Origin of the sequence: Enterobacter cloacae complex sp. 2022EL-00788, from assembly GCF_026627565.1 — a bacterium.
Taxonomy (GTDB): Bacteria; Pseudomonadota; Gammaproteobacteria; order Enterobacterales; family Enterobacteriaceae; genus Enterobacter; species Enterobacter pasteurii.
Window position 1 is genome coordinate 77,194 of the sequence record NZ_JAPNMC010000006.1, and the last position, 24,127, is coordinate 101,320.

Annotated in this window: 22 protein-coding genes and 4 tRNA genes; 7 read left to right on the forward strand and 19 right to left on the reverse strand. The window is 57.3% G+C overall.

Going from position 1 to position 24,127, the window contains the following annotated elements:
• Positions 1-57: 57 nt before the first annotated feature.
• Positions 58-927, reverse strand: a complete 870-nt coding sequence (pldA, locus tag OWK27_RS11035; protein ID WP_148421615.1) for a phospholipase A — start codon at positions 925-927, stop codon at positions 58-60.
• A 160-nt stretch (positions 928-1,087) separates the two neighbouring features.
• Between pldA and yigI the strand changes: the two genes are divergently transcribed.
• Positions 1,088-1,555, forward strand: coding sequence for an acyl-CoA thioesterase YigI (gene yigI, locus OWK27_RS11040; protein ID WP_006812366.1), 468 nt, complete (start codon positions 1,088-1,090; stop codon positions 1,553-1,555).
• A 51-nt stretch (positions 1,556-1,606) separates the two neighbouring features.
• Positions 1,607-2,503, forward strand: coding sequence for an EamA family transporter RarD (gene rarD, locus OWK27_RS11045; protein ID WP_148421617.1), 897 nt, complete (start codon positions 1,607-1,609; stop codon positions 2,501-2,503).
• A 52-nt stretch (positions 2,504-2,555) separates the two neighbouring features.
• On the opposite strand, the gene corA is transcribed toward rarD, so the two are convergent.
• The 8 genes from corA to lptM all read right to left on the reverse strand — a co-directional run bounded on the left by corA (position 2,556) and on the right by lptM (position 9,487).
• Positions 2,556-3,506 (reverse strand): magnesium/cobalt transporter CorA, encoded by a 951-nt coding sequence (gene corA, locus OWK27_RS11050; RefSeq protein WP_003860807.1) that lies wholly within the window; start codon positions 3,504-3,506, stop codon positions 2,556-2,558.
• A 150-nt stretch (positions 3,507-3,656) separates the two neighbouring features.
• Positions 3,657-3,713: a YsgD/CorL family protein gene (gene ysgD, locus OWK27_RS11055; protein WP_212743980.1), complete on the reverse strand. Its 57-nt coding sequence runs from the start codon at positions 3,711-3,713 to the stop codon at positions 3,657-3,659.
• Between the two features lie 149 nt (positions 3,714-3,862).
• Positions 3,863-6,025, reverse strand: coding sequence for a DNA helicase II (gene uvrD / locus OWK27_RS11060; RefSeq protein WP_148421619.1), 2,163 nt, complete (start codon positions 6,023-6,025; stop codon positions 3,863-3,865).
• A gap of 79 nt (positions 6,026-6,104) precedes the next feature.
• Positions 6,105-6,821 (reverse strand): 5-amino-6-(5-phospho-D-ribitylamino)uracil phosphatase YigB, encoded by a 717-nt coding sequence (gene yigB / locus OWK27_RS11065; RefSeq protein ID WP_148421621.1) that lies wholly within the window; start codon positions 6,819-6,821, stop codon positions 6,105-6,107.
• Entirely contained in the window at positions 6,821-7,723 is a 903-nt protein-coding gene (gene xerC, locus OWK27_RS11070; protein WP_267590387.1) for a tyrosine recombinase XerC, read from the reverse strand. Before xerC ends, yigB begins: the two co-directional genes overlap by 1 nt.
• On the reverse strand, positions 7,720-8,427 hold the full coding sequence (locus OWK27_RS11075) for a DUF484 domain-containing protein (RefSeq protein ID WP_148421625.1): 708 nt from the start codon (positions 8,425-8,427) through the stop codon (positions 7,720-7,722). Before OWK27_RS11075 ends, xerC begins: the two co-directional genes overlap by 4 nt.
• Positions 8,424-9,248: a diaminopimelate epimerase gene (gene dapF / locus OWK27_RS11080; RefSeq protein WP_267590481.1), complete on the reverse strand. Its 825-nt coding sequence runs from the start codon at positions 9,246-9,248 to the stop codon at positions 8,424-8,426. The genes OWK27_RS11075 and dapF overlap by 4 nt, the downstream gene beginning before the upstream one ends.
• Positions 9,249-9,283: 35 nt before the next feature.
• Positions 9,284-9,487, reverse strand: coding sequence for an LPS translocon maturation chaperone LptM (lptM, locus tag OWK27_RS11085; protein ID WP_148421627.1), 204 nt, complete (start codon positions 9,485-9,487; stop codon positions 9,284-9,286).
• Positions 9,488-9,622: 135 nt separating this feature from the next.
• On the opposite strand from lptM, the gene cyaY reads away from it, so the two are divergent.
• The gene (gene cyaY, locus OWK27_RS11090; protein ID WP_267590388.1) at positions 9,623-9,943 is read left to right on the forward strand and encodes an iron donor protein CyaY; all 321 of its coding nucleotides are present in this window, start codon (positions 9,623-9,625) and stop codon (positions 9,941-9,943) included.
• A 90-nt stretch (positions 9,944-10,033) separates the two neighbouring features.
• Here cyaY and cyaA read toward each other — a convergent pair whose 3' ends face one another.
• Positions 10,034-12,577 (reverse strand): class I adenylate cyclase, encoded by a 2,544-nt coding sequence (cyaA, locus tag OWK27_RS11095; RefSeq protein WP_148421631.1) that lies wholly within the window; start codon positions 12,575-12,577, stop codon positions 10,034-10,036.
• 350 nt (positions 12,578-12,927) lie between these two features.
• Here cyaA and hemC point away from each other — a divergent pair, with 350 nt between their 5' ends.
• Genes hemC through hemY form a run of 4 tightly spaced genes read left to right on the forward strand, consistent with a single transcriptional unit; the run spans position 12,928 to position 17,022 of the window.
• Positions 12,928-13,869 carry a hydroxymethylbilane synthase gene (gene hemC / locus OWK27_RS11100; protein WP_148421633.1) on the forward strand — a complete coding sequence of 314 codons (942 nt, stop codon included), beginning with the start codon at positions 12,928-12,930 and terminating at the stop codon, positions 13,867-13,869.
• Entirely contained in the window at positions 13,866-14,606 is a 741-nt protein-coding gene (hemD, locus tag OWK27_RS11105) for a uroporphyrinogen-III synthase (RefSeq protein ID WP_267590389.1), read from the forward strand. Before hemC ends, hemD begins: the two co-directional genes overlap by 4 nt.
• Positions 14,607-14,626: 20 nt before the next feature.
• A complete protein-coding gene (gene hemX / locus OWK27_RS11110) occupies positions 14,627-15,820 on the forward strand; it encodes a uroporphyrinogen-III C-methyltransferase (protein WP_148421637.1) in 1,194 nt (397 codons plus the stop codon).
• Positions 15,821-15,822: 2 nt separating this feature from the next.
• Positions 15,823-17,022, forward strand: coding sequence for a protoheme IX biogenesis protein HemY (gene hemY, locus OWK27_RS11115; RefSeq protein WP_148421690.1), 1,200 nt, complete (start codon positions 15,823-15,825; stop codon positions 17,020-17,022).
• A gap of 539 nt (positions 17,023-17,561) precedes the next feature.
• Here hemY and OWK27_RS11120 read toward each other — a convergent pair.
• The 9 genes from OWK27_RS11120 to wzxE form a co-directional block, all read right to left on the reverse strand.
• Positions 17,562-17,638, reverse strand: a tRNA-Pro gene (locus OWK27_RS11120).
• A gap of 45 nt (positions 17,639-17,683) precedes the next feature.
• Positions 17,684-17,770, reverse strand: a tRNA-Leu gene (locus OWK27_RS11125).
• 21 nt (positions 17,771-17,791) lie between these two features.
• A tRNA-His gene (locus tag OWK27_RS11130) sits at positions 17,792-17,867 on the reverse strand.
• A 67-nt stretch (positions 17,868-17,934) separates the two neighbouring features.
• Positions 17,935-18,011: transfer RNA gene (locus OWK27_RS11135), tRNA-Arg, on the reverse strand.
• A 102-nt stretch (positions 18,012-18,113) separates the two neighbouring features.
• Positions 18,114-19,499: a bifunctional threonine/serine APC transporter ThrP gene (thrP, locus tag OWK27_RS11140; RefSeq protein WP_148421639.1), complete on the reverse strand. Its 1,386-nt coding sequence runs from the start codon at positions 19,497-19,499 to the stop codon at positions 18,114-18,116.
• Between the two features lie 198 nt (positions 19,500-19,697).
• Positions 19,698-20,438: a lipopolysaccharide N-acetylmannosaminouronosyltransferase gene (gene wecG, locus OWK27_RS11145; protein WP_267590390.1), complete on the reverse strand. Its 741-nt coding sequence runs from the start codon at positions 20,436-20,438 to the stop codon at positions 19,698-19,700.
• A gap of 12 nt (positions 20,439-20,450) precedes the next feature.
• A complete protein-coding gene (gene wzyE, locus OWK27_RS11150) occupies positions 20,451-21,803 on the reverse strand; it encodes an ECA oligosaccharide polymerase (protein ID WP_193355350.1) in 1,353 nt (450 codons plus the stop codon).
• Positions 21,800-22,879, reverse strand: coding sequence for a TDP-N-acetylfucosamine:lipid II N-acetylfucosaminyltransferase (locus OWK27_RS11155; protein WP_267590391.1), 1,080 nt, complete (start codon positions 22,877-22,879; stop codon positions 21,800-21,802). The genes wzyE and OWK27_RS11155 overlap by 4 nt, the downstream gene beginning before the upstream one ends.
• Positions 22,876-24,126 (reverse strand): lipid III flippase WzxE, encoded by a 1,251-nt coding sequence (wzxE, locus tag OWK27_RS11160; protein WP_267590392.1) that lies wholly within the window; start codon positions 24,124-24,126, stop codon positions 22,876-22,878. The genes OWK27_RS11155 and wzxE overlap by 4 nt, the downstream gene beginning before the upstream one ends.
• Between the last annotated feature and the right edge of the window lies 1 nt (position 24,127).

Below are 24,127 nucleotides of genomic sequence, written 5' to 3' on the forward strand. Positions count from 1 at the left end.
TATTTTCAGCGCCTGAGAGAGAAACTTCAACGTTTAACGCAAAAACATTCGAGCAGCTTAGAAAATATCGTTCAGCATCACGCCCACGCCGACGCGGGTCTGGTTGAAGTTATAGTCGATCAGCGATTCACCATAGCCGCTATATACCTGAGTATAAAGGCGTACGTGTTTCGTTACCGGGTAGCTCAGGCCCAGCTCAGCGCCGCCGTATCCGGTATTCCAGTTGTACTGACCTTTGGCGCTCAGCACCGCGTCACCCAGCTGATAGCCCACCTTAAGCTGGTAGTAGCCCATGTATTTGGTGATATCCGGGTTGTCATCGGTATCGCCCACCACATACCACGGCTTCACTTCCACCATGAAATTGCCATTCTGCGCCATCAGACGCGTATAGGCGCGGTTCCAGCTGCGTGAGGTTGGGTCGGAACGACCGTTGGAATCATGGTTGAAGCCCACCTCAACGTCGCGCAGCGTCCAGCCTGCAAACTCATAATCGGTGGCGAAACCGAGGAACAGCTGCGGTTCATAGTTGGTTTCGCGGAACGGTGAAGATTCGCCGCTGTTGGAGAGCTGCCACCAGGACTTCTGGGTGTATGACGCGCCAAGCACCGAGTTAGGCCCTAAAATCCCGCGCCAGAACGGGAAGGCGAGGCTGAGCTGGAACTTCACCTCATCTTTACGCGCATTATCAGACCAGTTATAGGAGCTTATCGCCTCTTTGTTGAGATCGCTGGTCTGGGTGTAAATCACGTAGTTCGTGTCGTAAGGGTAAAGCGTGAACGGATTGTCATGCTCCTGAAGCATATTGGCGATGATGCTGCCCTGAACGGCAGGCTTATCATGCACCTCTTTGATCGTCGCTTCCTGCGCATATGCTGTGAGGGGCAGCGCAACCGCCGCCAGTAACCAACCCAGATACGTCCGCATCGGTGGTGTTCTCCTGAAATGGTGACATTTAATGAATAGTTTTGTCCGGGCATTCTACAGACTTCTGCGATAACTTCCGCTACCTCGTTTCTTAAAGTGGCATTCCTTAATCCTGAAGCATAAAATCAACATTTTGTTAACAACAAGGATGCCGCGTCTCATGTCAGCCACGCTAACTGCCGAAGAAACCTTAAAACTCGTGGGCGAGATTTTTGTGTACCACATGCCGTTCAACCGAGCGCTCGGTCTTGAGCTGGAGCGATACGAAAAAGACTTTGCCCAGCTGAGTTTCAATAACCAGCCAATGATGGTGGGTAACTGGGCGCAAAGCATTTTACACGGCGGCGTTATTGCCTCTGCGCTGGACGTGGCGGCAGGGCTGGTCTGCGTGGGCAGCACGCTGACGCGCCACGATACCATCAATGAAGATGAGCTGCGCCAGCGCCTTTCACGCATGGGCACCATCGATTTACGCGTCGACTACCTGCGTCCGGGGCGTGGAAATCGCTTTACCTGCACCAGCAGCCTGCTGCGCGCCGGGAATAAAGTCGCCGTTGCCCGCGTTGAGCTGCATAACGAAGAGCAGGTTTATATCGCCAGCGCAACCGCCACTTATATGGTGGGTTGAGGCGGCAAAATCGGGTAAAATTACTTCACTTTTTTGTAACGGATTTTCCCGATGGATGCTAAACAGACGCGGCAGGGCGTTTTACTCGCCCTTGCCGCTTATTTTATTTGGGGTATTGCACCAGCGTACTTCAAGCTTATCGCCTATGTACCGGCGGACGAGATCCTCACCCACCGCGTCATCTGGTCGTTTTTCTTTATGATCGCGCTGATGAGTATCTGCCGCCAGTGGTCAGGCGTCAAAACGCTGCTCAAAACCCCGAAGAAGGTGTTCCTGCTTGCGCTCTCCGCGGTGCTGATTGGCGGAAACTGGCTGCTGTTTATCTGGGCGGTAAATAACCATCACATGCTCGAAGCGAGCCTTGGCTACTTTATTAATCCGCTGGTGAATATTTTGCTGGGGATGATTTTCCTCGGCGAGCGGTTCCGCCGCATGCAGTGGGTGGCCGTGATTCTGGCCTTCTGCGGCGTGCTGGTGCAGCTGTGGACCTTCGGCTCGCTGCCGGTTATCGCCCTGGGGCTGGCATTCAGCTTTGCGTTTTACGGCCTGGTGCGTAAGAAAATTGCTGTAGAAGCGCAGACGGGAATGCTGTTTGAAACCCTGTGGCTGCTGCCGGTTGCCGCGATCTACCTGTTTGGCATTGCCGACAGCGCGACGAGCCACATGGGCAGCAACCCGTGGTCGCTGAACCTGATGCTGATGGCCGCAGGCGTGGTCACGACGATCCCCCTTCTGTGCTTCACCGGCGCGGCAACGCGTCTGCGCCTCTCCACGCTGGGCTTCTTCCAGTACATTGGCCCGACGCTGATGTTCCTGCTGGCAGTGGTGTTTTACGGCGAAGTGCCGGGGGCAGATAAGATGGTCACGTTCGCGTTTATCTGGGTGGCGCTGGCAATATTTGTTGCCGATGCGATTTATACCCAGCGCCGGGTGCGTAAAGGGCTGTGATGCTGCCCTCACCCTAACCCTCTCCCACCGGGAGAGGGTATTTCCCTGGATCTTACAGCCAGTTCTTCCGCTTGAAGTACAGATACGGCGCCAGCCCCGCGAGGATCATAAAGATAATCGCCCCCGGATAGCCAAAGCTCCACTTCAGCTCCGGCATAAACTCAAAGTTCATCCCGTAGCTGGATGCCACCAGCGTCGGCGGCAGGAACACCACGGATACCACCGAGAAGATCTTGATAATGCGGTTCTGCTCGATGTTGATAAAGCCCATCGCCGCCTGCATCAGGAAGTTCACCTTCTGGAACAGGGATTCGTTGTGCGGCAGCAGGGATTCGATATCGCGTAAGATCTCACGCGCCTGCTCCAGCTGGCCGCCCGGCAGACGCGCCTTGCGCACCAGGAAGTTCAGCGCGCGCTGGGTATCCATCAGACACAGGCGCACCTTCCAGCCGATATCTTCCAGCTCCGCCAGCGTGGACAACGCTTCGTCGTACTCATCGCCCTGATGGCCTTCCATGATCACCCGGCTCAGCTTTTCCAGATCGCTGTAGATGTTTTCAATTTCATCCGCCAGCTGTTCGATTTTGGTTTCAAACAGGTCCAGCAGCAGCTCGTAGGCGTTGCCGTCCATCATCGCCTGGCTGCGGGCGCGCATGCGGTAGAGACGAAACGCAGGCAGTTCGCGCTCGCGCAGGGTAAACAGGCGGCCATCACGGATGGTGAACGCCACGGTGGAGTTCCCCGCGTGGTCTTCGGCATCTTCAAAGAAGAAGAAGGAGTGAATGTGCAGGCCGTCTTCGTCTTCAAAAAAACGGGCGGATGCTTCGATGTCTTCCAGTTCCGGGCGTGTCGCCAGGCTTTGCCCCAGTTCAGATTGTACGCGAAGGCGTTCATCGTCGTCCGGCTCGACCAGATCCACCCATACGGCATCAATGAGGGGCTGTGACTCTTCGGCTTCAAGCCGAGTCAGTCGGTTATTTTCGAGTTGAAATGCGCTCAACATGACCGGGACTCCCAATGCAAAAAATATCGGACAGTTCGGTGGGCACACAGAAACAAATTGGGTTTCAGACCATTAAACAGCCTGACTCAGCGCGACGGGAATGATGCAGTCGCTGACAACCACTAAGGCCATCAGCAAGAGGAGATAGCCTTAGGAGTTGTTCCTGGATGACAGGGAATTGAGCCAGTATCTACTGGGTGTGTCCAAGGCGAATGTCCTCTTAGCGTAATCGTGCGCGCATGTTACGCCAGCAATAACTGTGGCGTCAACACGCAACGGAACGCTGAAGGGCATTAATTGACCTTCAACGTATAAGGCTAGCAGATTATTACAAAATAGTGATATTTTTCTGAAAGTTACACACTTTCCAGCTTAGCATAGGCCGCTACCAGCCATTTGATCCCCTGCCCCTGGAACGCGACCTGCAAACGGCTGTGCTCGCCGCTGCCTTCCAGGTTCACGATGGTTCCTTCGCCAAACTTCGAATGGCGAACGCGCTGGCCCAGCTTGTAGCCGGTGTCGGTTTCAGAGATTGGCGACCCCATACGCTGATGGCTGACCGGACGGCTGATGCTGGCGCGCAGACGCACCTCTTCCACGCACTCTTCCGGCAGCTCGCCGATAAAGCGCGACGGACGGTGATACACCTCTTTCCCGTACAGACGGCGGGTTTCGGCGTAGGTCAGCGTCAGTTTCTGCATCGCACGGGTCACGCCCACGTAGGCCAGACGACGCTCCTCTTCCAGCCGTCCGCCCTCATCCAGCGACATCTGGCTCGGGAACATGCCTTCTTCCATCCCGACGATAAACACCTGCGGGAACTCCAGACCTTTCGCGGAGTGTAGGGTCATCAGCTGAACCGCATCCTGCCAGGTATCGGCCTGCCCTTCACCCGCCTCAAGCGCGGCGTGAGAGAGGAATGCCTGCAACGGCATCAGGTCTTCATCTTCTTCGTTGTAGCTGAACTGGCGCGTTGCCGTCACCAGTTCCTCTAAGTTCTCAATACGGGTCTGGCCCTTCTCGCCTTTTTCCTGCTCGTACATGGTGCGCAGGCCGGAGTCTTTGATTACCCGGTCGGTCTGCACGTGCAGCGGCATGTCGGCAGTTTCCTGCGCCAGCGCGTCAATTAGCTCCAGGAAGCGCTGCAGCGCGCTCGCGGCGCGCCCGGCGAGGGCTTTTTCCTGTAACAGCTCGCGGCACGCCTGCCAGAGCGTAAGCTGGCGATCGCGCGAGGCCTGGCGCACCACGTCCAGCGTACGGTCACCGATGCCGCGCGTCGGCGTGTTTACCACGCGCTCAAACGCCGCATCGTCGTTACGGTTGGCAATCAGGCGCAGATACGAAAGGGCATCTTTGATTTCCTGACGTTCGAAGAAGCGCATGCCGCCATAAATACGGTACGGCATGCTCACCTGTAACAGCGCCTCTTCCAGCACGCGCGACTGGGCGTTGCTGCGATAGAGAATGGCACACTGCTCCAGCGCGCCGCCGTTGTCCTGCCAGGTTTTGATCCGGTTCACCACGAAGCGCGCTTCGTCGAGCTCGTTGAAGGCGCAGTAAATCGAAATGGGTTCGCCGTCGACGCCGTCGGTCCACAGCTTTTTACCCAGACGCCCGTTGTTGTTTTCAATCAGGGCGTTGGCCGCGCTCAGAATGTTGCTGGTTGAACGGTAGTTCTGCTCCAGTCGGATGGTTTGCGCGCCGGGGAAATCGTTGAGGAAGCGCTGGATGTTCTCTACCTGCGCCCCGCGCCAGCCGTAGATAGACTGGTCGTCATCCCCTACGATCATCACCTTGCCGGTATCCCCCGCCAGCAGGCGGATCCAGGCGTACTGGATGTTGTTGGTATCCTGGAATTCGTCCACCAGGATGTTGGTGAAGCGCTCGCGGTAATGTTGCAGGATATGCGGCTTATTCAGCCACAGCTCGTGGGCGCGCAGCAGCAGCTCGGCAAAATCGACCAGGCCGGCGCGGTCGCACGCTTCCTGATAGGCCTTGTACACGTTCTGCCAGGTCTGCTCGACCGGATTGCCGAAGCTCTGAATGTGGTGCGGGCGCAGCCCCTCGTCTTTCTGACCGTTGATGTACCACATCGCCTGACGCGGCGGCCACTGCTTCTCGTCGAGGTTCATCGCCTTAATCAGGCGTTTAAGCAGGCGAAGCTGGTCTTCACTGTCGAGGATCTGGAAATCCTGCGGCAGGTTGGCGTCCATGTGGTGCGCGCGCAGCAGACGGTGCGCCAGGCCGTGGAAGGTGCCAACCCACATGCCGCCCTGGCTGGTGCCCATCAGCTGTGCGATACGGTGGCGCATCTCTGCTGCCGCCTTGTTGGTAAACGTCACCGCCATGATGGAGTACGGCGAACAGTTCTCCACGCTCTGGAGCCAGGCGATACGGTGAACCAGCACGCGCGTCTTACCACTGCCCGCTCCAGCCAGTACCAGCAGGTTTGTACGCGAGGCGGCAACCGCGTCACGCTGTTTGTCATTAAGGCTGTCGAGCAGGTAAGAAACGTCCATTGGCACCGTCACGTCATGTCGGGCAGGCGAATGTTTCCACTCGCCAAAACCCTGTTAATTTATACAGAACAATTGATGATTATATCAGCGTCGTGAGGGATGCCAACCGTGAAATTTCCACGTGCGGCAGAAGACGGCTGTCGGAAGTGGTCATCAGGTCGGCGTTTTCCGGCTTGATCCAGCAGGCCTGCATGCCGCAGCGGATCGCCCCGGCAACGTCCGTGGTCAGATCATCGCCCACGTGCAGAATTTCACCGAGCGGCAAGCCCAGCTTTTCCGCCGCGAGATGATACATGTCGTTGAACGGCTTCGAGCGTCCGTGCGGGCCCGCGCGCAGCACGAACTGAAAATAATTCCCCAGGCCAAACAGTTCTGGCTGGGCATTGCCGTTTGTTATTGCCACCAGCGGCCATTTCGCGGCCAGTTTAGCCAGCGTGTCGTGGGTTTCCTGCGGCACGTCGATGCGGCTACGCCATCTGGCGAAGTTTTCCATGGCCGCTTCGGCACCTACGGCCGCTTCCTGCGCGCTCAGGCCCGCGTTGAGCATTGCCTGCTCAACCGCACGACGACGCCATTCGGTTACGTCGTGGTAAATCTCCGGTTCGGTTTCCCGCAAGGACTGGCGCAGCAGCTGGAAGTCTTTGTTCTGCATCGCTTTCAGCGCAGGATGATAGTTCTGCACAAACGCCAGCGACTCCTGCTCGGTGCGCACGATCACCGGGCGGTTGTCGTAAAGGGTGTCATCAAGATCAAACGTCAGGGCTGAGATCTGACCGAGTGGGCGGTAAAAACGCATTATTTCCCCCGTTTGGCGCGTGGATGCGCCGCGTCATACACCGAGGCAAGGTGTTGGAAGTCTAAGTGGGTATAGATTTGAGTGGTCGACAGATTCGCATGGCCAAGAAGCTCCTGCACGCCGCGCAGGTCGCCGCTCGATTCCAGCATGTGCGTCGCAAAAGAGTGGCGCAGCTTGTGCGGGTGAACGTGGCTGTTCAGCCCCTGTTTGATCCCCCACTCCGCAAAGCGCTTCTGCACGTTTCGCGCCGAGATCCGCTTGCCGAGCTTCGATAAGAACAGCGCATCGTCTTCCGCGCCAAACAGCCCGCGCAGATCCAGCCAGTGCTCGACCCAGGAGACGGCGTTGCGGCCAATCGGCAGGCGGCGCTCTTTGCTGCCCTTGCCCATTACCCAAACTTCGCCCGTTTCCAGATCGAGGTGTTTTATGTCGAGATTGACCAGCTCTGACAGACGCAGCCCGGCCCCGTACATCACTTCCAGCATCGCGCGGTCGCGCACGGCCAGCGGATCGTTAAGATCGATATCCAGCAGGCGGTTTACGTCGTCAACGTCGATATTTTTAGGCAGATGGCGCGGAGCCTTTGGCGTGGCAATACCCTTTGCCGGGTTGGCTTTCAGGCTGCCCTGGCTGACCAGCCAGTCGAAGAAGCTGCGCAGCGCAGAGAGCCGGAGCGCCAGGCTCGCCGGGCTTAAGTTTTTTTTACGGCTACGCACGACGAAGCCGCGTACCATCGCGGCGTCGCACTGCTGCCAGCTTTTAAGGCCGATGTCGCCGGCAATCTGCATGATGGCTTCAAGCTGGCGCCGATAGTTCAGCAGCGTGACGGGGCTGAGCTGACGTTCCACGCTCAGGTAACGCAGAAAGCGCGTGACGTCAGCGGCGAGGAGATCGTCCATCATACGCGCTCGATCCAGCGCTCCAGCAGCTCGGGCAGCATCAGTGCCACCTCCTGCAACAGCTGCGTGCCCTGCCCCTGCTCATAGTGATGCGCGTCGCGGCTGGTAAATAACATCACGCCCAGATCGCCGTCGCGCCCCATCAGCGACATCGCCACCGAGCCGATGGCTTTAGCTTCAGGCAGCACCACCAGCAGCTCTGGCCCGTTCAGCGGCCCCAGATAATGGTGCTCGTGGCCCAGACGCTGAATGCGCAGCGGCTCAAACGCCTGACGGCTCAGCGCCAGGTGGGTAAAACCGGACGGCGCGCCAATACGCCAGCGGTCAGGGAACAGGCGGATAGTTGCGCCTGCCAGCCCCAGCTCGCGCGCCCAGCGATGGAAGCGGTTGAGGAACTCTTCGAGGCTGTGCGCAGAAGCCAGGCGCGCCTGCAGGTGCAGAAGGCGGTAGAACAGGCTTTCGTTAGTGCTGGCCTGTTCCATCAGCAGCGTCATGTTCTCTTCGAGCTGGCTGATGTGGTTGCGCGAGCGCGCCATGTGCCATTCGACCAGCGATACGGTCTCGCGAACCGGATGCGGCACGCGCATCCGTTCGACGACGCGTGCATTGCGGATAAAAAACTCAGGATTGTTCAGCAGATAATCCACAACTGCGCTGTCGTCCAGCTCCGTTACGGGTTCCTGCAGTTCTTCCCCTGGTTGCTTCATAGATGGATAAACCCGTCATAAACATGTGTCGCCGGGCCAGTCATGTACAGTGGATGACCCGGTCCTTTCCAGGCGATATCAAGCCGCCCGCCTGGCAATTCCACGCGAACCTCTTCCGCCAGTAACCCCTGGGAGATACCAACAGCCACGGCCGCACAGGCACCGCTTCCGCAGGCCTGGGTTTCGCCCGCGCCGCGCTCGTAAACCCGCAGGCGAATGTGTTCACGCTTCACCACATGCATGAAGCCGATGTTCGCCCGCTCAGGAAAGCGTTCATGGCCTTCCAGCACCGGGCCAAGCGTTTCAACCGCGGCGGTGGCAATATCATCCACCTGAATTACGCAGTGCGGGTTACCCATCGAGACGACGCCGCACAATACTGTCTGCTCGGCGGCACGCATGATATAGGTCTTTTCCGCTTTGTTGGCGCGAAACGGCACGGCAGACGGTTCGAAGTTCGGCTCGCCCATGTTCACGCGCACCAGCTCGTCGTCAGTGACGCTGAGCACCATCCGGCCATTGGCCGTGCTGACGCGGATATCGCGCTTGTTGGTCAGCCCTTTCAGGCGAACAAAGCGGGCAAAACAGCGCGCGCCGTTGCCGCACTGGGAGACTTCACTGCCGTCGGCGTTAAAAATGCGATAGTGGAAGTCCAGGTCAGGATCGTAAGGAGGTTCCACCACCAGCAGCTGATCAAACCCCACCCCCACGTGTCGATCCGCCAGACGACGGATCAGCTCCGGGGAGAAAAAAACATTCTGCGTTACCGCGTCGACGACCATAAAATCGTTGCCAAGGCCATGCATTTTAGAGAACTGCATCATTTGCTCCATTGCGCGGGTACAGAACGTAATCGTCAGAGATTGACCTGAGTCGGGCCACCGTTGTTGCCGCGATCGTTAGTATTCGGCGTTGATGACTCGATACCACTTTGCACCGGTTTCGTCGGCGGTGGTGCGTTTTTATCCTCTGGCGGGAAGTACAGCGGCCCTTTCAGTCCACAGCCGGTCAGGCTAAACAGAGTGACAAGAACGGCAAGCGTTCGAAAGACGTTTTTCATGTAGAGGTTGCCCGTAAGTTCAAATCTGTTTCTATCATCGCAGGAGAAGACACAAAAGCAAGAGTTTGCCGCTTTCCTGCAACGGGAATTATTTAGCGTTATACTGCCGCCATCACGAAAAACAGGAACAACACCATGAACGACAGTGAATTTCATCGCCTAGCCGACACCCTGTGGATCACCATCGAAGAGCGTCTGGACGACTGGGACGGCGACAGCGATATCGATTGTGAAATCAACGGCGGGATCCTGACCCTGAGTTTTGAAAACGGCAGCAAAATCATTATTAACCGCCAGGAGCCGCTTCACCAGGTATGGCTGGCGGCTAAACAGGGCGGCTATCACTTTGATCTGAAAGGTGACGAGTGGATTTGCGACCGCAGCGGCGAAACGTTCTGGGATCTGCTGGAGCAGGCAGCGACGGCGCAGGCGGGCGAGGACGTGAGTTTCAGGTAGTTTTTTGCTGCCCGGTGGCGGCTACGCACCGGGCCTGCAACGGCTCGAACCGCAGGACGGGTAAGCGCAAGCGCCACCCGGCTAAAAGACTCAGGAGAAATACTGTTGCAACAGCGGTGCGGTATCCTGATTAGCAGGCACGGCGGGCGTAATCGCCTGCGTACGGAACGGGATCACCTGCGCGCGCCCATCCACGTTCACAATCTGGTAGAACTGCGGCAGGTTGAAGTTGATGAAGCTTGAGCCGTAGGTGAAGCGGTCATGCGAGGACGAATAGAAGCGGCTGACGTCGCGCACCAGCTCCTCTTTACTGCCTTCACAGTGGTGATACACCTCGGCGCGGTTGGTTTCATCCAGGATGTAGATGTTAAACCCGGCGTTGTCGCCCGACTCTTCGAAGAAGAACTGAATAATCCCTTCACTCGCAAAGCCGTCCACCACCTGCGGCAGCTTGACGTGGTTGGTTTCCACCTGAACGGACAAGCCATGCAGCTTGTTGTGCGAAATCGCGCCGTAGAACTCAATGGCGTTTTCCAGCTTCTGCACCGACACGTTCAGACGTTCAAAGAACAGGCCCCAGGTCTGACCGGAGACGCGCAGCGCTTTGAAACGCCCGGTTTCCTGGCGGGTGCTGGAGAGGCGCAGCTCGATGCACTCTGAAACCAGCTGCTGCACGCGGGTACGAATCAGGCCGCGCAGGTGCTGGCTGTAGCAGAACACTTCCACGCTGTCCGGCGGCGCGGCGTCCTGATGCATCTTGCCGAGGATGGTTTTCAGCGCTTCGATCATCGCCTGCTCGCCGTTGAAGTGCAGGGTACGCACTTCGTTCCACGAGTTGCGGTACAGCAGATCCACGCTGCCCACCAGGCAGTTTTGCTGCTCGCCGAAGCTAAAGACGTCCAGCTTGCGGAAGTCGAAATGGACCACCTGATTGCGGAAGGCCGCCGTCGGGTCATATTCCAGGTTGACGATGATCGCCAGGTGGCGAATCTCACATGGGCTATAGAGCGCTTTCGGCGTTGGCGCCGGCAGGCGCAGCGGGAAGTGGTGGGAGACATCCGCCACCATCTCCTGCAATTTAGCTAAATCGACCACCTCGTTGCCTTTGATAAACAGGCGGGTGCGCGAGGTCAGCAGGCCGTTAAACCAGGCCCAGGCCACCAGCTTGTTCAGGTAGCGGTTATACTCCAGCGGCTGATGGCTGATGATCGAGTCCATGCTTGGCGCACGGTTGTACAGATACCATCCGGTGCGGTTAGCGCGGCCCGGCGGCACGTAGATAAAGGTCAGATTCGGCTCAGACAGGTCAGGCGAAATCTGCGGGTTCACCAGGGTAACTTTGCCCGGCAGCGCTTCAAACGCGGCGTACAGCTTACGGGTCAACACCCCGATATCCTGCGGGCTGGCGGAAACGCTCAGGTTGTTTCGGCGAGCAAAGCGGATCAGGTTACGGTAGCTCTGCATCATCGCATCGAGCAATTCGTTGTGCGCTTCACGCACCTGATCGATCTTCCAGTTGGCGCGGTTGTCGAGCATAGAGAGACGCTCTTCGTCCCATCCCCACTCTTTTACCAGCTGGCTCACCACTTCACGACGCCAGCCAACGCAGGCGCGTTCGCGGCTCAGTTTTTCACAGACTTTGAGGTAGAAACACCGGCGCACCAGGTCAAGACGCGTGGTGTCATCAATGGCCGTCAGGTATTCGGTAACGCGTTCCAGCATCATGCAGTAGGCATCCAGCCCGTAGGAGACAATCTCTCCGTCGTGCAGACGCTGCTTGATATCTTTCGCCAGCAGGCGCGGCGTTGGGTATTCCCAGGAATAGGCTTCCAACAGCAGGGTTTTCAGCACCGCTTTGTACGGCGAATCAATACTTTTATAGAGCTGCCAGAGGCTTGCGCCAAAGTACTCTTCGGCGGACAGGGAACTAAGGCCACCCAGATCCAGCCACTCGTTTGGCGTCAGGACGCCCTGCGAGTAGAGCGACATAACGTAGTCGTCGTAATGCTCTTCTTCATCGCACGGCACCATATTCCACAGAATACGCTTCCCGGCCAGACGAACGGCAGTACGGTAAAATTCATCCAGCAGCAGGATGTGCTGAGTCGAGCCGCAGTCTTCACCACCCAGACTGCCGCTTTCATTATGGCGGAAACGGTTTTCATCAATCAGGAAGAAGCTCACCTCCACGCCGAGCGACGCCGCCCAGCTCTCCAGCAGGCTGCATTTACGCTGCAGCAGCTGGCGCTCTTCGTTATCGAGCCATGACTGATGGCAGACCCAGATATCCAGGTCAGACGAACAGCTTTGCCCAACCGAGGAGGTACTGCCCATGGAGTAAACCCCGGTGATCGGCAGCTCGCCTTTCGGCGAGACCTGCGGCGGCATGCCGCGGTAAAGCTCAAGTTCAGTCAGGTAGTGCTGTTGGGTTTCATCAGGCGTGAAAAGGCAAATGCCCTGGGGAACGTTACCATCGAGGTAACCCGGCATTAGCGGATGGTGATAGTGCAACAATGTCGGCAGTAGACTGTATACCTGCTGGAAAGCAGGGCCCATGGCAGCAAGCGCGCGATCGACACGCAGTTGGTTGATGGCATCCAGTCTCTGTTTCAGAGTCTCAATATAGAGGTACAAGACGTATCGCCTGATGTTTCCGGGTGTCGCACGCCAGTCAAAACAGAAAAAGCAGCGGACCCGCAGTATTTCAAAAAGATAACCGTTACCCTTCTTTCGCCTTTTGCTTTTCTGGTGGTACAGACGAAAAAATGGTCTAAAACGTGATCAATTTAACACCTTGCCGGTTGACCGTAAAGAAAGATGCGCTACATACAAGTGTAGCACCGTTCTGCACGTGTAAATTCCTGAATACGGCTGTGGCTGACGAGAACGCCGCCCGTCCCTCTCACTCTTCATCAACCGTAAAACTGCCATCCGAGTGTCAACAATGTTAGGATGGTTAGCGATTGATAATGACGGTAACAAGCATGTTAGACAATGTTTTGAGAATTGCCACACGCCAAAGTCCTCTTGCGCTCTGGCAGGCACATTATGTTAAGCAGCGCCTGGAAGCCTGCCACACCGGATTGCGCGTTGAGCTGGTGCCTATGGTTACGCGTGGCGATGTCATTCTTGATACGCCGCTGGCCAAGGTCGGTGGGAAGGGCCTGTTTGTCAAAGAGCTGGAACTGGCATTGCTTGAGAACCGCGCCGATATCGCCGTGCATTCGATGAAGGATGTGCCCGTTGAGTTCCCGGAAGGGCTGGGGCTGGTGACCATCTGCGAGCGCGAAGATCCTCGCGATGCGTTTGTCTCTAACCGCTATGCGTCGCTCGACGCTTTGCCAGAGGGCAGCGTGGTCGGCACGTCAAGCTTACGCCGCCAGTGTCAGCTGGCTGAACGTCGCCCTGACCTGGTGATTCGTTCGCTGCGGGGTAACGTCGGCACGCGCCTTGGCAAGCTGGATAACGGCGACTACGATGCCATTATCCTTGCGGTTGCAGGTCTGAAACGCCTGGGGCTGGAGTCGCGCATTCGCGTGGCGCTGCCGCCCGAGCTGTCGCTGCCCGCCGTCGGTCAGGGTGCCGTCGGCATTGAGTGCCGTCTGGACGATGCGCGCACTCAGGAACTGCTCGCGCCGCTGAATCATGACGACACCGCCGTTCGCGTAAAAGCCGAGCGCGCAATGAATACTCGCCTTGAAGGTGGCTGCCAGGTGCCAATTGGCAGCTATGCTGAATTAACCGAGGGTGAACTGTGGCTGCGTGCGCTGGTCGGCGCGCCGGACGGTTCACGGATGGTGCGCGGTGAACGCCGCGGCACGCCGCAGGATGCCGAGCAGCTTGGCGTGTCGCTGGCGGAAGAACTGCTGAATAACGGCGCACGTGAAATTCTGGCCGAGGTCTATAACGGAGAGCCCCCTGCATGAGTATTCTTGTCACCCGCCCTTCTCCCGCAGGAGAGCAGTTAGTGAGCCGTCTGCGCACACTGGGGCAGGTGGCCTGGAGTTTTCCGCTGATTGAATTCTCCCCCGGTCGCGAGCTGTCCACGCTCACGAACCAGATGAATATCCTCCGCGAAGGAGATCTGCTCTTTGCCCTGTCGCAGCATGCCGTGGAGTTTGCCCATGCGCAGCTGCAACAGCAGGCCGTTAACTGGCCCCAGGCCCCGCACTATTTCGCCATCGGGCGCACCACCGCGCTGGCCTTACATACCGCCAGCGGAATAGATGTTCGTTACCCGTTAGATCGGGAAATCAGCGAAGTCTTGCTACAATTACCTGAATTACAAACTATTGCCGGAAAGCGCGCGCTCATTTTGCGCGGCAACGGTGGCCGCGAGCTGCTGGGCGAAACGCTGCGGGAACGCGGTGCGGACGTGACGTTTGTTGAGTGCTATCAGCGTTGTGCAAAACATTATGATGGTGCGGAAGAAGCGATGCGCTGGCAGGCGCGCGGAATTAATACGCTGGTCGTCACCAGCGGTGAAATGTTACAACAGCTTTGGTCGCTGATACCGCTCTGGTATCGCGAAAACTGGTTACTCCGCTGTCGGCTTCTGGTCGTCAGCGAGCGTCTGGCGAACCACGCCCGGGAACTGGGCTGGAAGGATATTCGGATCGCTGATAACGCCGACAACGATGCGCTGCTGCGCGCATTACAATAACTCTCAAATGGGAAGCCATAATGACGGAACACGAAAAATCCTCCGCCGTGGTTGAAGAGACCAGGGAGACTGTGGACACCACGTCACAGCCAGAGACGACAGACAAAACCGTTGAGAAGAAAAACGGCAGCAACAAAACCAGCCTTACGCTGAGCGTTATTGCCATCGCGATTGCGCTGGCCGCAGGCGTGGGTCTTTACGGGCTGGTGAAAAAACAGGGCACGAACCAGACGGCCACCAGCGACGCGCTGGTGAACCAAATCACGGCCCTGCAAAAAGCGCAGGAGACGCAAAAGGCCGAGCTGGAAGGCGTGATTAAGCAGCAGGCCGCCGCCCTCGCCGACGCGAACAGCAAGCGTGAAGCGTTGACCAAACAGCTGAGCGAAGTGCAGGAAAAAGTCGCCACGATTTCCGGGACCGATGCCAAAACCTGGCTGCTCTCGCAGGCCGATTTTCTGGTGAAGCTGGCCGGACGTAAGCTCTGGAGCGATCAGGATGTCACCACCGCCGCCGCGCTGCTGAAAAGCGCCGACGCAAGCCTGGCCGACATGAACGATCCGAGCCTGATCGGCGCGCGTCGCGCCATTACGGAAGATATCGCCAGCCTGTCGGCGGTGTCTCAGGTCGATTACGACGGCATCATTCTTAAGGTGAATCAGCTCTCAAACCAAATTGATAACCTTCAGCTTGCCGATAATAACGACGACGACTCCCCGATGGATTCCGACGGTACCGAGCTGTCCAGCTCCCTGAGCGAGTGGCGTATTAACCTGCAAAAAAGCTGGCAGAACTTTATGGACAGCTTTATTACCATTCGCCGCCGCGACGAAACCGCCGTGCCGCTGTTAGCGCCGAACCAGGACGTCTATCTGCGCGAAAACATTCGCTCCCGCCTGCTGGTGGCGGCTCAGGCCGTGCCGCGTCATCAGGAAGAGACTTACAAACAGGCGCTGGATAACGTATCAACCTGGGTTCGTGCTTATTACGATACCAATGACGCCACCACTACCGCGTTCCTTGAGGATATCGACAAGCTGAGCCAGCAAAATATCACCATGAACGTGCCGGACAAGCTGGAAAGCCAGCCGATTCTTGAGAAGATCATGCAGACGCGCGTGCGTAACCTGCTGGCCCAGCCGGGCGTTCCGGCGGAGCGCCCGGCTGAAACCCCTGCCGCCGCGCCAGCGCCTGAAAGCGCGCCGCAAGGAGAGTAATGATGCTAAAAGTATTCTTGCTCTTCATCCTGCTTATCGCCGGGATCGTGCTGGGGCCAATGCTCGCGGGGCACCAGGGCTATGTGCTGATCCAGACCGATAACTACAATATCGAAACCAGCGTTACCGGGCTTGTGATTATCCTCATCCTGGGCGTTGTCGTGCTGCTGGCGGTGGAATGGATCCTGCGCCGTATTTTCCGCACAGGCGCCCATACTCGCGGCTGGTTCGTTGGTCGTAAGCGCCGTCGCGCCCGTAAACAGACCGAGCAGGCGCTGCTGAAGCTGGCCGAGGGCGACTATCAGCAGGTTGAAAAGCTGATGTCGAAAAATGCCGACCACGCCGAACAGCCGGTGGTGAACTACCTGCTGGCGGCGGAAGCGGCACAGCAGCGCGGTGATGAAGCGCGCGCGAATCAGCATCTTGAGCGCGCGTCTGAGCTTTCTACTAAGGATCCTATTCCGGTTGAGATCACCCGCGTACGCCTGCAGCTGGCGCGGAATGAGAACCATGCGGCGCGTCACGGCGTCGATCGCCTGCTGGAAATTACCCCCCGCCATCCGGAAGTGCTGCGTCTAGCCGAACAGGCGTACATTCGCACCGGTGCCTGGGGCTCGCTGCTGGATATTATCCCTTCCATGGCGAAAGCCGACGTGGGCGATGACGAACATCGTGATGAGCTTCAGCGTCTGGCCTGGATTGGCCTGATGGATCAGGCGCGTGCCGATCTCGGCAGCGACGGCCTGAAAACCTGGTGGAAAAACCAGAGCCGCAAAACGCGCCAGCAGGTTCCATTGCAGGTAGCGATGGCGGAACATCTGATCGAGTGTGACGACCACGACACCGCGCAGGAGATCCTCCTCGACGGCCTGAAGCGCCAGTATGACGATCGCCTGGTGATGGTGATCCCGCGCCTGAAGACCAATAATCCTGAGCAGATCGAAAAAGTGCTGCGCCAGCAGATTAAAACCGTCGGCGATCGTCCGCTGCTGTGGAGCACGCTGGGCCAGTCCCTGATGAAGCACGGCGAATGGCAGGAGGCGAGCCTCGCCTTCCGCGCGGCGCTGAAACAGCGCCCGGACGCGTTTGATTACGCCTGGCTTGCCGATTCGCTGGACAAGCAGCACAAGCCGGAAGAGGCTGCCGCCATGCGACGCGATGGGCTTTTGCTAACGCTACAGAACAACGGAACGCAGCAGTAATTATCAAGGAGGCCAGACGGCCTCCTTTTTTTTACGCGTAAAAAAACGCCTGCTATAAAAGCAGGCGTTAAAACAGGTCTGTAAGACAACATATTTGGTGCTTCACTCAACGTTATGCCCATGGTGTCTGATGAGGCCGAAGCGACATCTGTCAGTGGACGATAAGCACCGTAAACGGCTCTGCGTCATTCCTGAGTATATGAGGCACTAAGGCGAACATACGAGATGGAATGAGCATCTACATGTATATTATTGCACGTAATGTGCCAGGTTTACACGCAGAACTTTTACATCGCGCAACATTTTAAGATTAAAGGAAATTATGCTGTTAAGCGCCGTCTGAAGCCGCACAACGTAGCGCCGCAGGCGGTAATTTGTCGCCATCAGGAGACAGCCAGAGCGATAAAATTAAAAAGCTTTTAATATTAACAGGTTAAATGTCGCTGAATCGCGACAATGAAAAAGGGTGCTGTCGGGGAAGGACTACAGGATGTAAAAGCGCAGAAAACAAAAAACCCCGCCGAAGCGGGGTTCAAAATTGGTCGGCGAGAGAGGATTCGAACCTCCGACCCACTGGTCCCAAACCAGTTGCGCTACCAAGCTGCGCTACTCGCCGATGTACTGCTTTTTTGAATTTTTAGTTCAATTCATTAAAAAGTCGTGGTGCGAGGGGGGGGACTTGAACCCCCACGTCCGTAAGAACACTAACACCTGAAGCTAGCGCGTCTACCAATTCCGCCACCTTCGCAATTCACAACTCTTTCAATAATGGGGTGGCTAATGGGATTCGAACCCACGACAACTGGAATCACAATCCAGGGCTCTACCAACTGAGCTATAGCCACCACTGTATTCTTTCACGCGGTTCTGACTACTTCTCAGACCACCGCAGCTCTAGCGCCGGGACTAAAATGGCGCGCCCGACAGGATTCGAACCTGAGACCTCTGCCTCCGGAGGGCAGCGCTCTATCCAGCTGAGCTACGGGCGCTTAGCGCCGTTGCGGGGCTGGATATTACGTACCTCCGCCCCCGCTGTCTAGTGCTTTTTTGAAAAAAATGCGCGTTTGGTTATGGTTTGCACATTTTGCCGCTTATTCCTCCACTTTCTGGGCGGAGCCACGGCGGCCGAGGCCAAAAAGCTTATAGGCAGCCGTCACGGCGGCCAGGAAGATCATCCCGACAAACAGCGACATGCGGGTATCTTCATTAAAGTACATTCCAATTAATACGCAAATCAGGAACGCCATCGTTAAATAGTTCGCATACGGGAACAGAATGGAGCGGAACGGATGGCTGGCAATCGCCTGTTTGTGCGCCTGACGAAAACGCAGCTGGCTAATCAGAATAACAAACCACGGCACCATCCCCGGCAGCACGCTGGCGCTATAAACATAAACGAATACGCGCTGCGGATTCGGGATGATGTAGTTCAGGCAAGAGCCAATCAGCAGGATCACAATCGACACCGCCACGCCCGCCACGGGGACCCCCACGCGGGAGACTTTGCCCATCACTGCCGGCAGCTGTTTGTTTTGCGAGAGCGCGTAAAGCATGCGTCCGCAGCTGTACATCCCGCTGTTACAGCCCGAGAGCGCCGCCGTCAGCACCACAAAGTTGATAATGGCGGCTGCCGCCGTGATGCCAATCTTAGCGAAGGTTAAGACAAACGGGCTGCCGGTAGTGCCGATCTCGTTCCAGGGGAATATGGTGACGATAACAAAGATCGCACCCACGTAGAAAATCAGGATACGCCACAGCACCTTGCCAACCGCGCTACGCAGCGTGACCTGTGGGTTTTTCGCCTCACCCGCGGTAATGCCGATCAGCTCAACGCCCTGATAGGATGCCACCACGATACAGAGCGCCGTCAGGAAGCCCTTCCAGCCGCCCGCAAAGAAGCCGCCGTGCCCGGTCAGGTTACCAAAACCGATGGCGTGCCCGCCGTTACCGAAGCCAAAGAAGATGACGCCGAGGCCCACGACAATCATTACGATGATAGTGGTGACTTTGATCATCGCAAACCAGAACTCGATTTCGCCGTAAAGACGAACGGCGGCAAGGTTCGCCAGCGCTACCAGCCCTACGGCGATAAGCGCGGGTATCCACTGGGCCATCTCCGGGAACCAGAACTGCACGTAGACCCCGATGGCGGTGATCTCTGAAATGCCGACGGCCATCCACATAAACCAGTACGACCAGGCCGTGAGATAGCCGAAAAACGGGCTCATATAACGGTGGGCGTAAACGGCGAAAGAGCCCGTCACCGGCTCCAGGAACAGCATTTCGCCCATGGAGCGCATGATGAAGAAGACGAACAGCCCGGCAATGATATAGGCCAGCAGGACGGAAGGGCCCGCCCACTTCAGCGTGCTTGCCGAACCCATAAACAGGCCAACGCCGATAGTTCCGCCCAGCGCGATCAATTCAATATGTCGAGCTTCCAGCCCACGCTGAAGCTCCGGTTTTTTCTCTGCCATAAATCCTCGGTTGTGTTTGCTGTTTCCCGACTTGCTGCCGGTTATTATTTTTGAGGGGTACTGAAATACGGAGCGAATGGTTTCTTAAATTCTGGCAAATGGCAAACAATGCATTAAAAAAATGAATGCATTGCACATAAACTCAGCGGTTTTGCGGTAGGGGTTACAGCGCGAACAGCAGATCGCGCTGCCTTGTGGTTACATTTTTCCGGTGTAGTGCCAGGCGAGGTAGCGCAGCAGACGAATCTGCCGTTTGATACGCGTCGGCTGGGAAAGCAGGCGGTACAGCCACTCCAGCCCCAGGTTTTGCCAGACCGTTGGCGCACGCTTAACGTGGCCGGTAAAGACGTCGTAGGTGCCGCCAACGCCCATATAAAGCGCGTCCGGGCTGACCAGACGGCAATCACGCATCAGGATCTCCTGGCGCGGTGACCCCATGGCAACGGTGACAATTTTCGCCCCGCTGTCGCGCACGCGCTCAAAGAGCGCCTGGCGGTCTTCCGGCCTGAAGTAGCCATCCTGGCTGCCCACGATGTTAACGTTCCACTGGCTGCGCAGCTTTTGTTCCGTCTGCGCCAGCACCTCGGGCTTACCGCCTATCAAAAACACCGGCGTGCCTTCAGCCCCTGCGCGCTCCATAAGCCGCTCCCAGAGATCGGCTCCCGCCACGCGAGAAACATTAGCGCCAGGAAACTTTTTCCGAATTGAACGCACCACGCTTATACCGTCTGCGTATTTGAACTCCGCGGCCTCAATCAGGCCTTTCACTTCCGCATTGTCCTCAACCGCCAGCATTTTTTCTGCGTTGATGGCCACCAGCGTGCCCGATTTCATCTGCCCGTCCGCGAACAGAAAATCCAGCGCATGTTGCATATCACGCCAGCCGATAAGCTGTAGCCCACGCAGCGCATAACGCGGTGCTGAAGTTGTATCCGTCATGATAATCCCTACTCAGACTTGCGGCAGCGTTGTGCTGCCCTGTGGCTCACGTCTGTGCACAAGCCCTGCACTTTCAAACAGCCAGTACAGGAGTTTTGCCAGCAGCAGACAGATGCCGAAAACGACCATAAAGAACACCACGCGTGAGACGAACGAATCTAGCCCCTCGCGCGCCAGAACGATCATATTGAAAATGGCACCAAAACAGAAACTGTGCAAAACAGCGGCTTTGTAGCGGTTGGTCTCTTCATTGCCCAGCGTGTACAGCCAGTCGAACCATTTTATTATCAGCCCTACCGCGATCGCGCCAGGCAGGATAAACCAGTTACCGCCCATCACCACCAGCGAGCCGATCAGGGTTGGCGAAATCGCCAGACCGGAATGGTTGTTCAGCACTTCCCAGGTAAAATAGTTCGCCGTGTTGAGGACAATACCGGGACGATCGGGCCACAGCCACGACGGGATAAAGACGTAAAAATCGCGCACAATCGGCGCCAGCCCCTGGAATTCGATCTTGTCGTAGTTTTGCAGCAGTAACGCCAGGTTTTCCCACGGAGAGAAGGTATCGCGCGTGAGGTATAGGAAGGTGTAAAACGCTTCGTCGCCGGCCACGTTCAGCCCATAGCGCTTCAGCGCCAGCCAGAACATCCCCACAATGCCAAAGACCCCTGCCGCCACCAGCATCCACAGGGAGATCCAGCCGCGAATAATGCCGATAAACAGGAAAATCGCGAAGGCGATAATGATGTTGGCGCGCGTACCGCCGACGATCATATAGGTCAGAATGCCAAACGCGACCGTGCTGACCAGGAAGAACAGCCAGGCTTTGCTGTCCTGACGCAGGAAAAAGACCACCAGCATCGCCGGAATGAAGAAGTAGAAGAAACGCTTAAGCGCGACTCCGGAGACTTCGGCGGAGAATATCTGGCTGTAGGACTGGAGCTTAAACAGCAGGAAGCCGTTATGCATGAAGAAAATCGCCACGCTGACCAGGGCGATGGTCATCAGCATGACCCACGTCAGATGGGTTTCTACCCGGTTCATGGTAAAAAGCGGGCGACGGGGCGTAGCGTCTTTCGCAGCCCGCAAGCGCGTTTTGTAGGTGACGTAGTACACCGCGTAGAAGCAGGCGGCAGAGAGCAGCGCCTGAAGCAAAATGTCCGGTGGCGCGACGCCAACATCAAAGCGGAACACGAGGATGCTGGTCAGCGGGAAGCCAAAGAAAAAGGTCAGCAAAAACAGCAGCGAGAAGAATACGTTGAAGTTAAAACGTACGCGCCGGAACTCAAACCAGGTGAGCGTGGCGATAAACAGCGTGCTCAGCAGCCAGACCACCAGCAGGCCGCTAAACTGCAACTGGCTCATGCGTTGTCTCCTGAAGCAATACGCAGCGCGCGGTGCCACGGCGTAAGGTAGTTCGGGCTGAAAAAGTCGATGCTATTTTTATCCACCAGCGCGAGCTGGCGCTGTGCTTCCCGCACGACGTCGACATTTAGCGTGTCGGAGGTAAACAGGACCGGAATATGCTGCTCGGTCATGTCCTGCCAGAACGGGTTTTCGCGGTTGAGCACGCACGGCACACCCGCCTGAATCAGCAGACACAGCGTGCCAATCCCCTGCTGACGGGCAAAGATGAAATAGCCCAGATCGCATTTTCGCAGCAGTGCGAGGTAGTCATTAAATTCCAGCCTGTCGCTGAGAATGTGCAGGTTTTCCGCGCTAAACAGCGCAAGCCCCTGCTGGCGGACCTCGTCGATATAGGCGTCGTTGTTGGCGGGATAGCCCATCGGCACCACCACGCTTACCGTATCGCCAAACTGCTGATGCACCGCCCGGAGCGCCGCGACATGCTCGTTACTGCGATCGCCGGAATTCCCCACCAGGATGGTCAGCTTGCCCCCACGAACCGCGTCATTCGCCATGCCGTTCAGCGCCGGATCCATACGGGTTGGAAAATAAAGCAGCTCCCCGCGAACCTTCGGGTGCTGCCTGGCAAAGTAGTTGAGATCGCCCCGGGTGGCAAAAACACAGCCCACGCGCGCCTGCGCCAGACGACGCAGCGGATAGAAAAGACGGAATTTCCAGCCCCGGGAGACTTCGTAGAGATCGGCCCCCCAGATGTGCCAGCTGAACTGGGAAGGCTTGATCCCACCGCTTAACAGCGCCAGCCACAGCCCGGCGTTGAACTGTCCGTGGAAGAAGAAACGCTGGGTACGATCCGTTTTGGCTTTAGCCACGACGGCCTTCTTCAGTGCCGCTTTGTCTGGCCAGAACGTGATGTTCAGTGCCGGACACGCCGCGCTCAGGCCGTTATCCTTTCCAGCGACCATAAACTCGCGCGCATCGGGCGTGCCGGATGCCAGCTCATCGTTGAAGAAGCGAAGTACGGTCTGGTTATGATGCGGAATGTCCGATCCCAGTATGTGAATCAGTGCAGTCATGCGCGTTTACGCCAAAGTAAAAATACGCCGCAGCAGGCAGCGAAATAAACGATATAGGTTGCCATATAGGCCTGAGCCGCTCCCAGCGCGCCGTGGGCAGGGATCAGCCAGTGAGAAAACGCCGTCAGCAGCGCAAACTGGCTAATCTCTGCCAGGATATACAGCCGCAGCGACGCCTTCGCAATCACCAGATAGCCGAAAACGTAAGCCCCTACTTTCAGCACATCGCCGACCAGCTGCCAGGCAAACAGGTCGCGCATGGCGGTAAACTTCGCCGAGAACAGCAGCCAGATGGCGACATCACGCAATAGCCAGACGGTAAAGCTGGCGACCGCAACAGCTGGCAGCACAAAACGCAGGGAGCGAAAAATCTCGCGGGTAATATCCTGCCTGGAAGTCAGGCGCGATAAGGTTGGCAGCAAATAGACGCTAAAGGAAGCCGTAATAAACTGTAGGTAGGCATCGGAAATGCTGCTTACGCCCTGCCAGATTCCGACCTCGTCCCAGCTGTAGTGCGCCGCGAGCAGGTTTCGCATCATCACGTAGGCCACCGGAATCGTGACGGAAGTGATGAGGGCCATCAGCGTAAATTTCGCCAGCTGGCCCGCCAGCATCTTGTCCCACTGCGGCTTCAGGTAGCTCAGCGGGACGTCGCCCCTGCGCATCATCATGAACGCCGCCGGAATGACCACCAGGGCAGGCACCAGCGCCAGACCCAGCAGTGCGCCTTCATAGCCGCCCAGCCGGTAGCAAAAATAGTAGGCAATCACGCCGATGACGCTGCCGAGGATGAGCGCCAGCGCATTCCCGGCGGCATCGCGGAAGCCTTTCATCAGCGCCAGCAGCAGGTTCGCCCAGGCGATGCCCATCTGAACGAGCGCCACCAGCCGCACCAGCCCCTGATAGTGCGTGTGTCCGAACAGCCCCTGGCTAATCGGTGCTGCCGCCAGCAAAAATACCGCAGCCAGCAGCGTGGAAAAGCCCAGCACCATGGCAGAAGAGGTGCCCACCACGGTCCGGAGCTTTTCGGCATCGTCGCGATGCTGGGCGACGTATTTGGTCACGCCGTTGAATATCCCGGCGCCTGCCAGAACGCCAAGCACCGTGACCAGCTGGCGGAAATTTCCCGCCAGACCAACGCCTGAAGGGCCAAATGAGACGGCCAGCAGCTTGACGACCAGCAGCCCGGCGCCAATTTTTACAAGCGTGGACGCTGCCGTCCACACCGACGCTTTTGCCAGAGACATA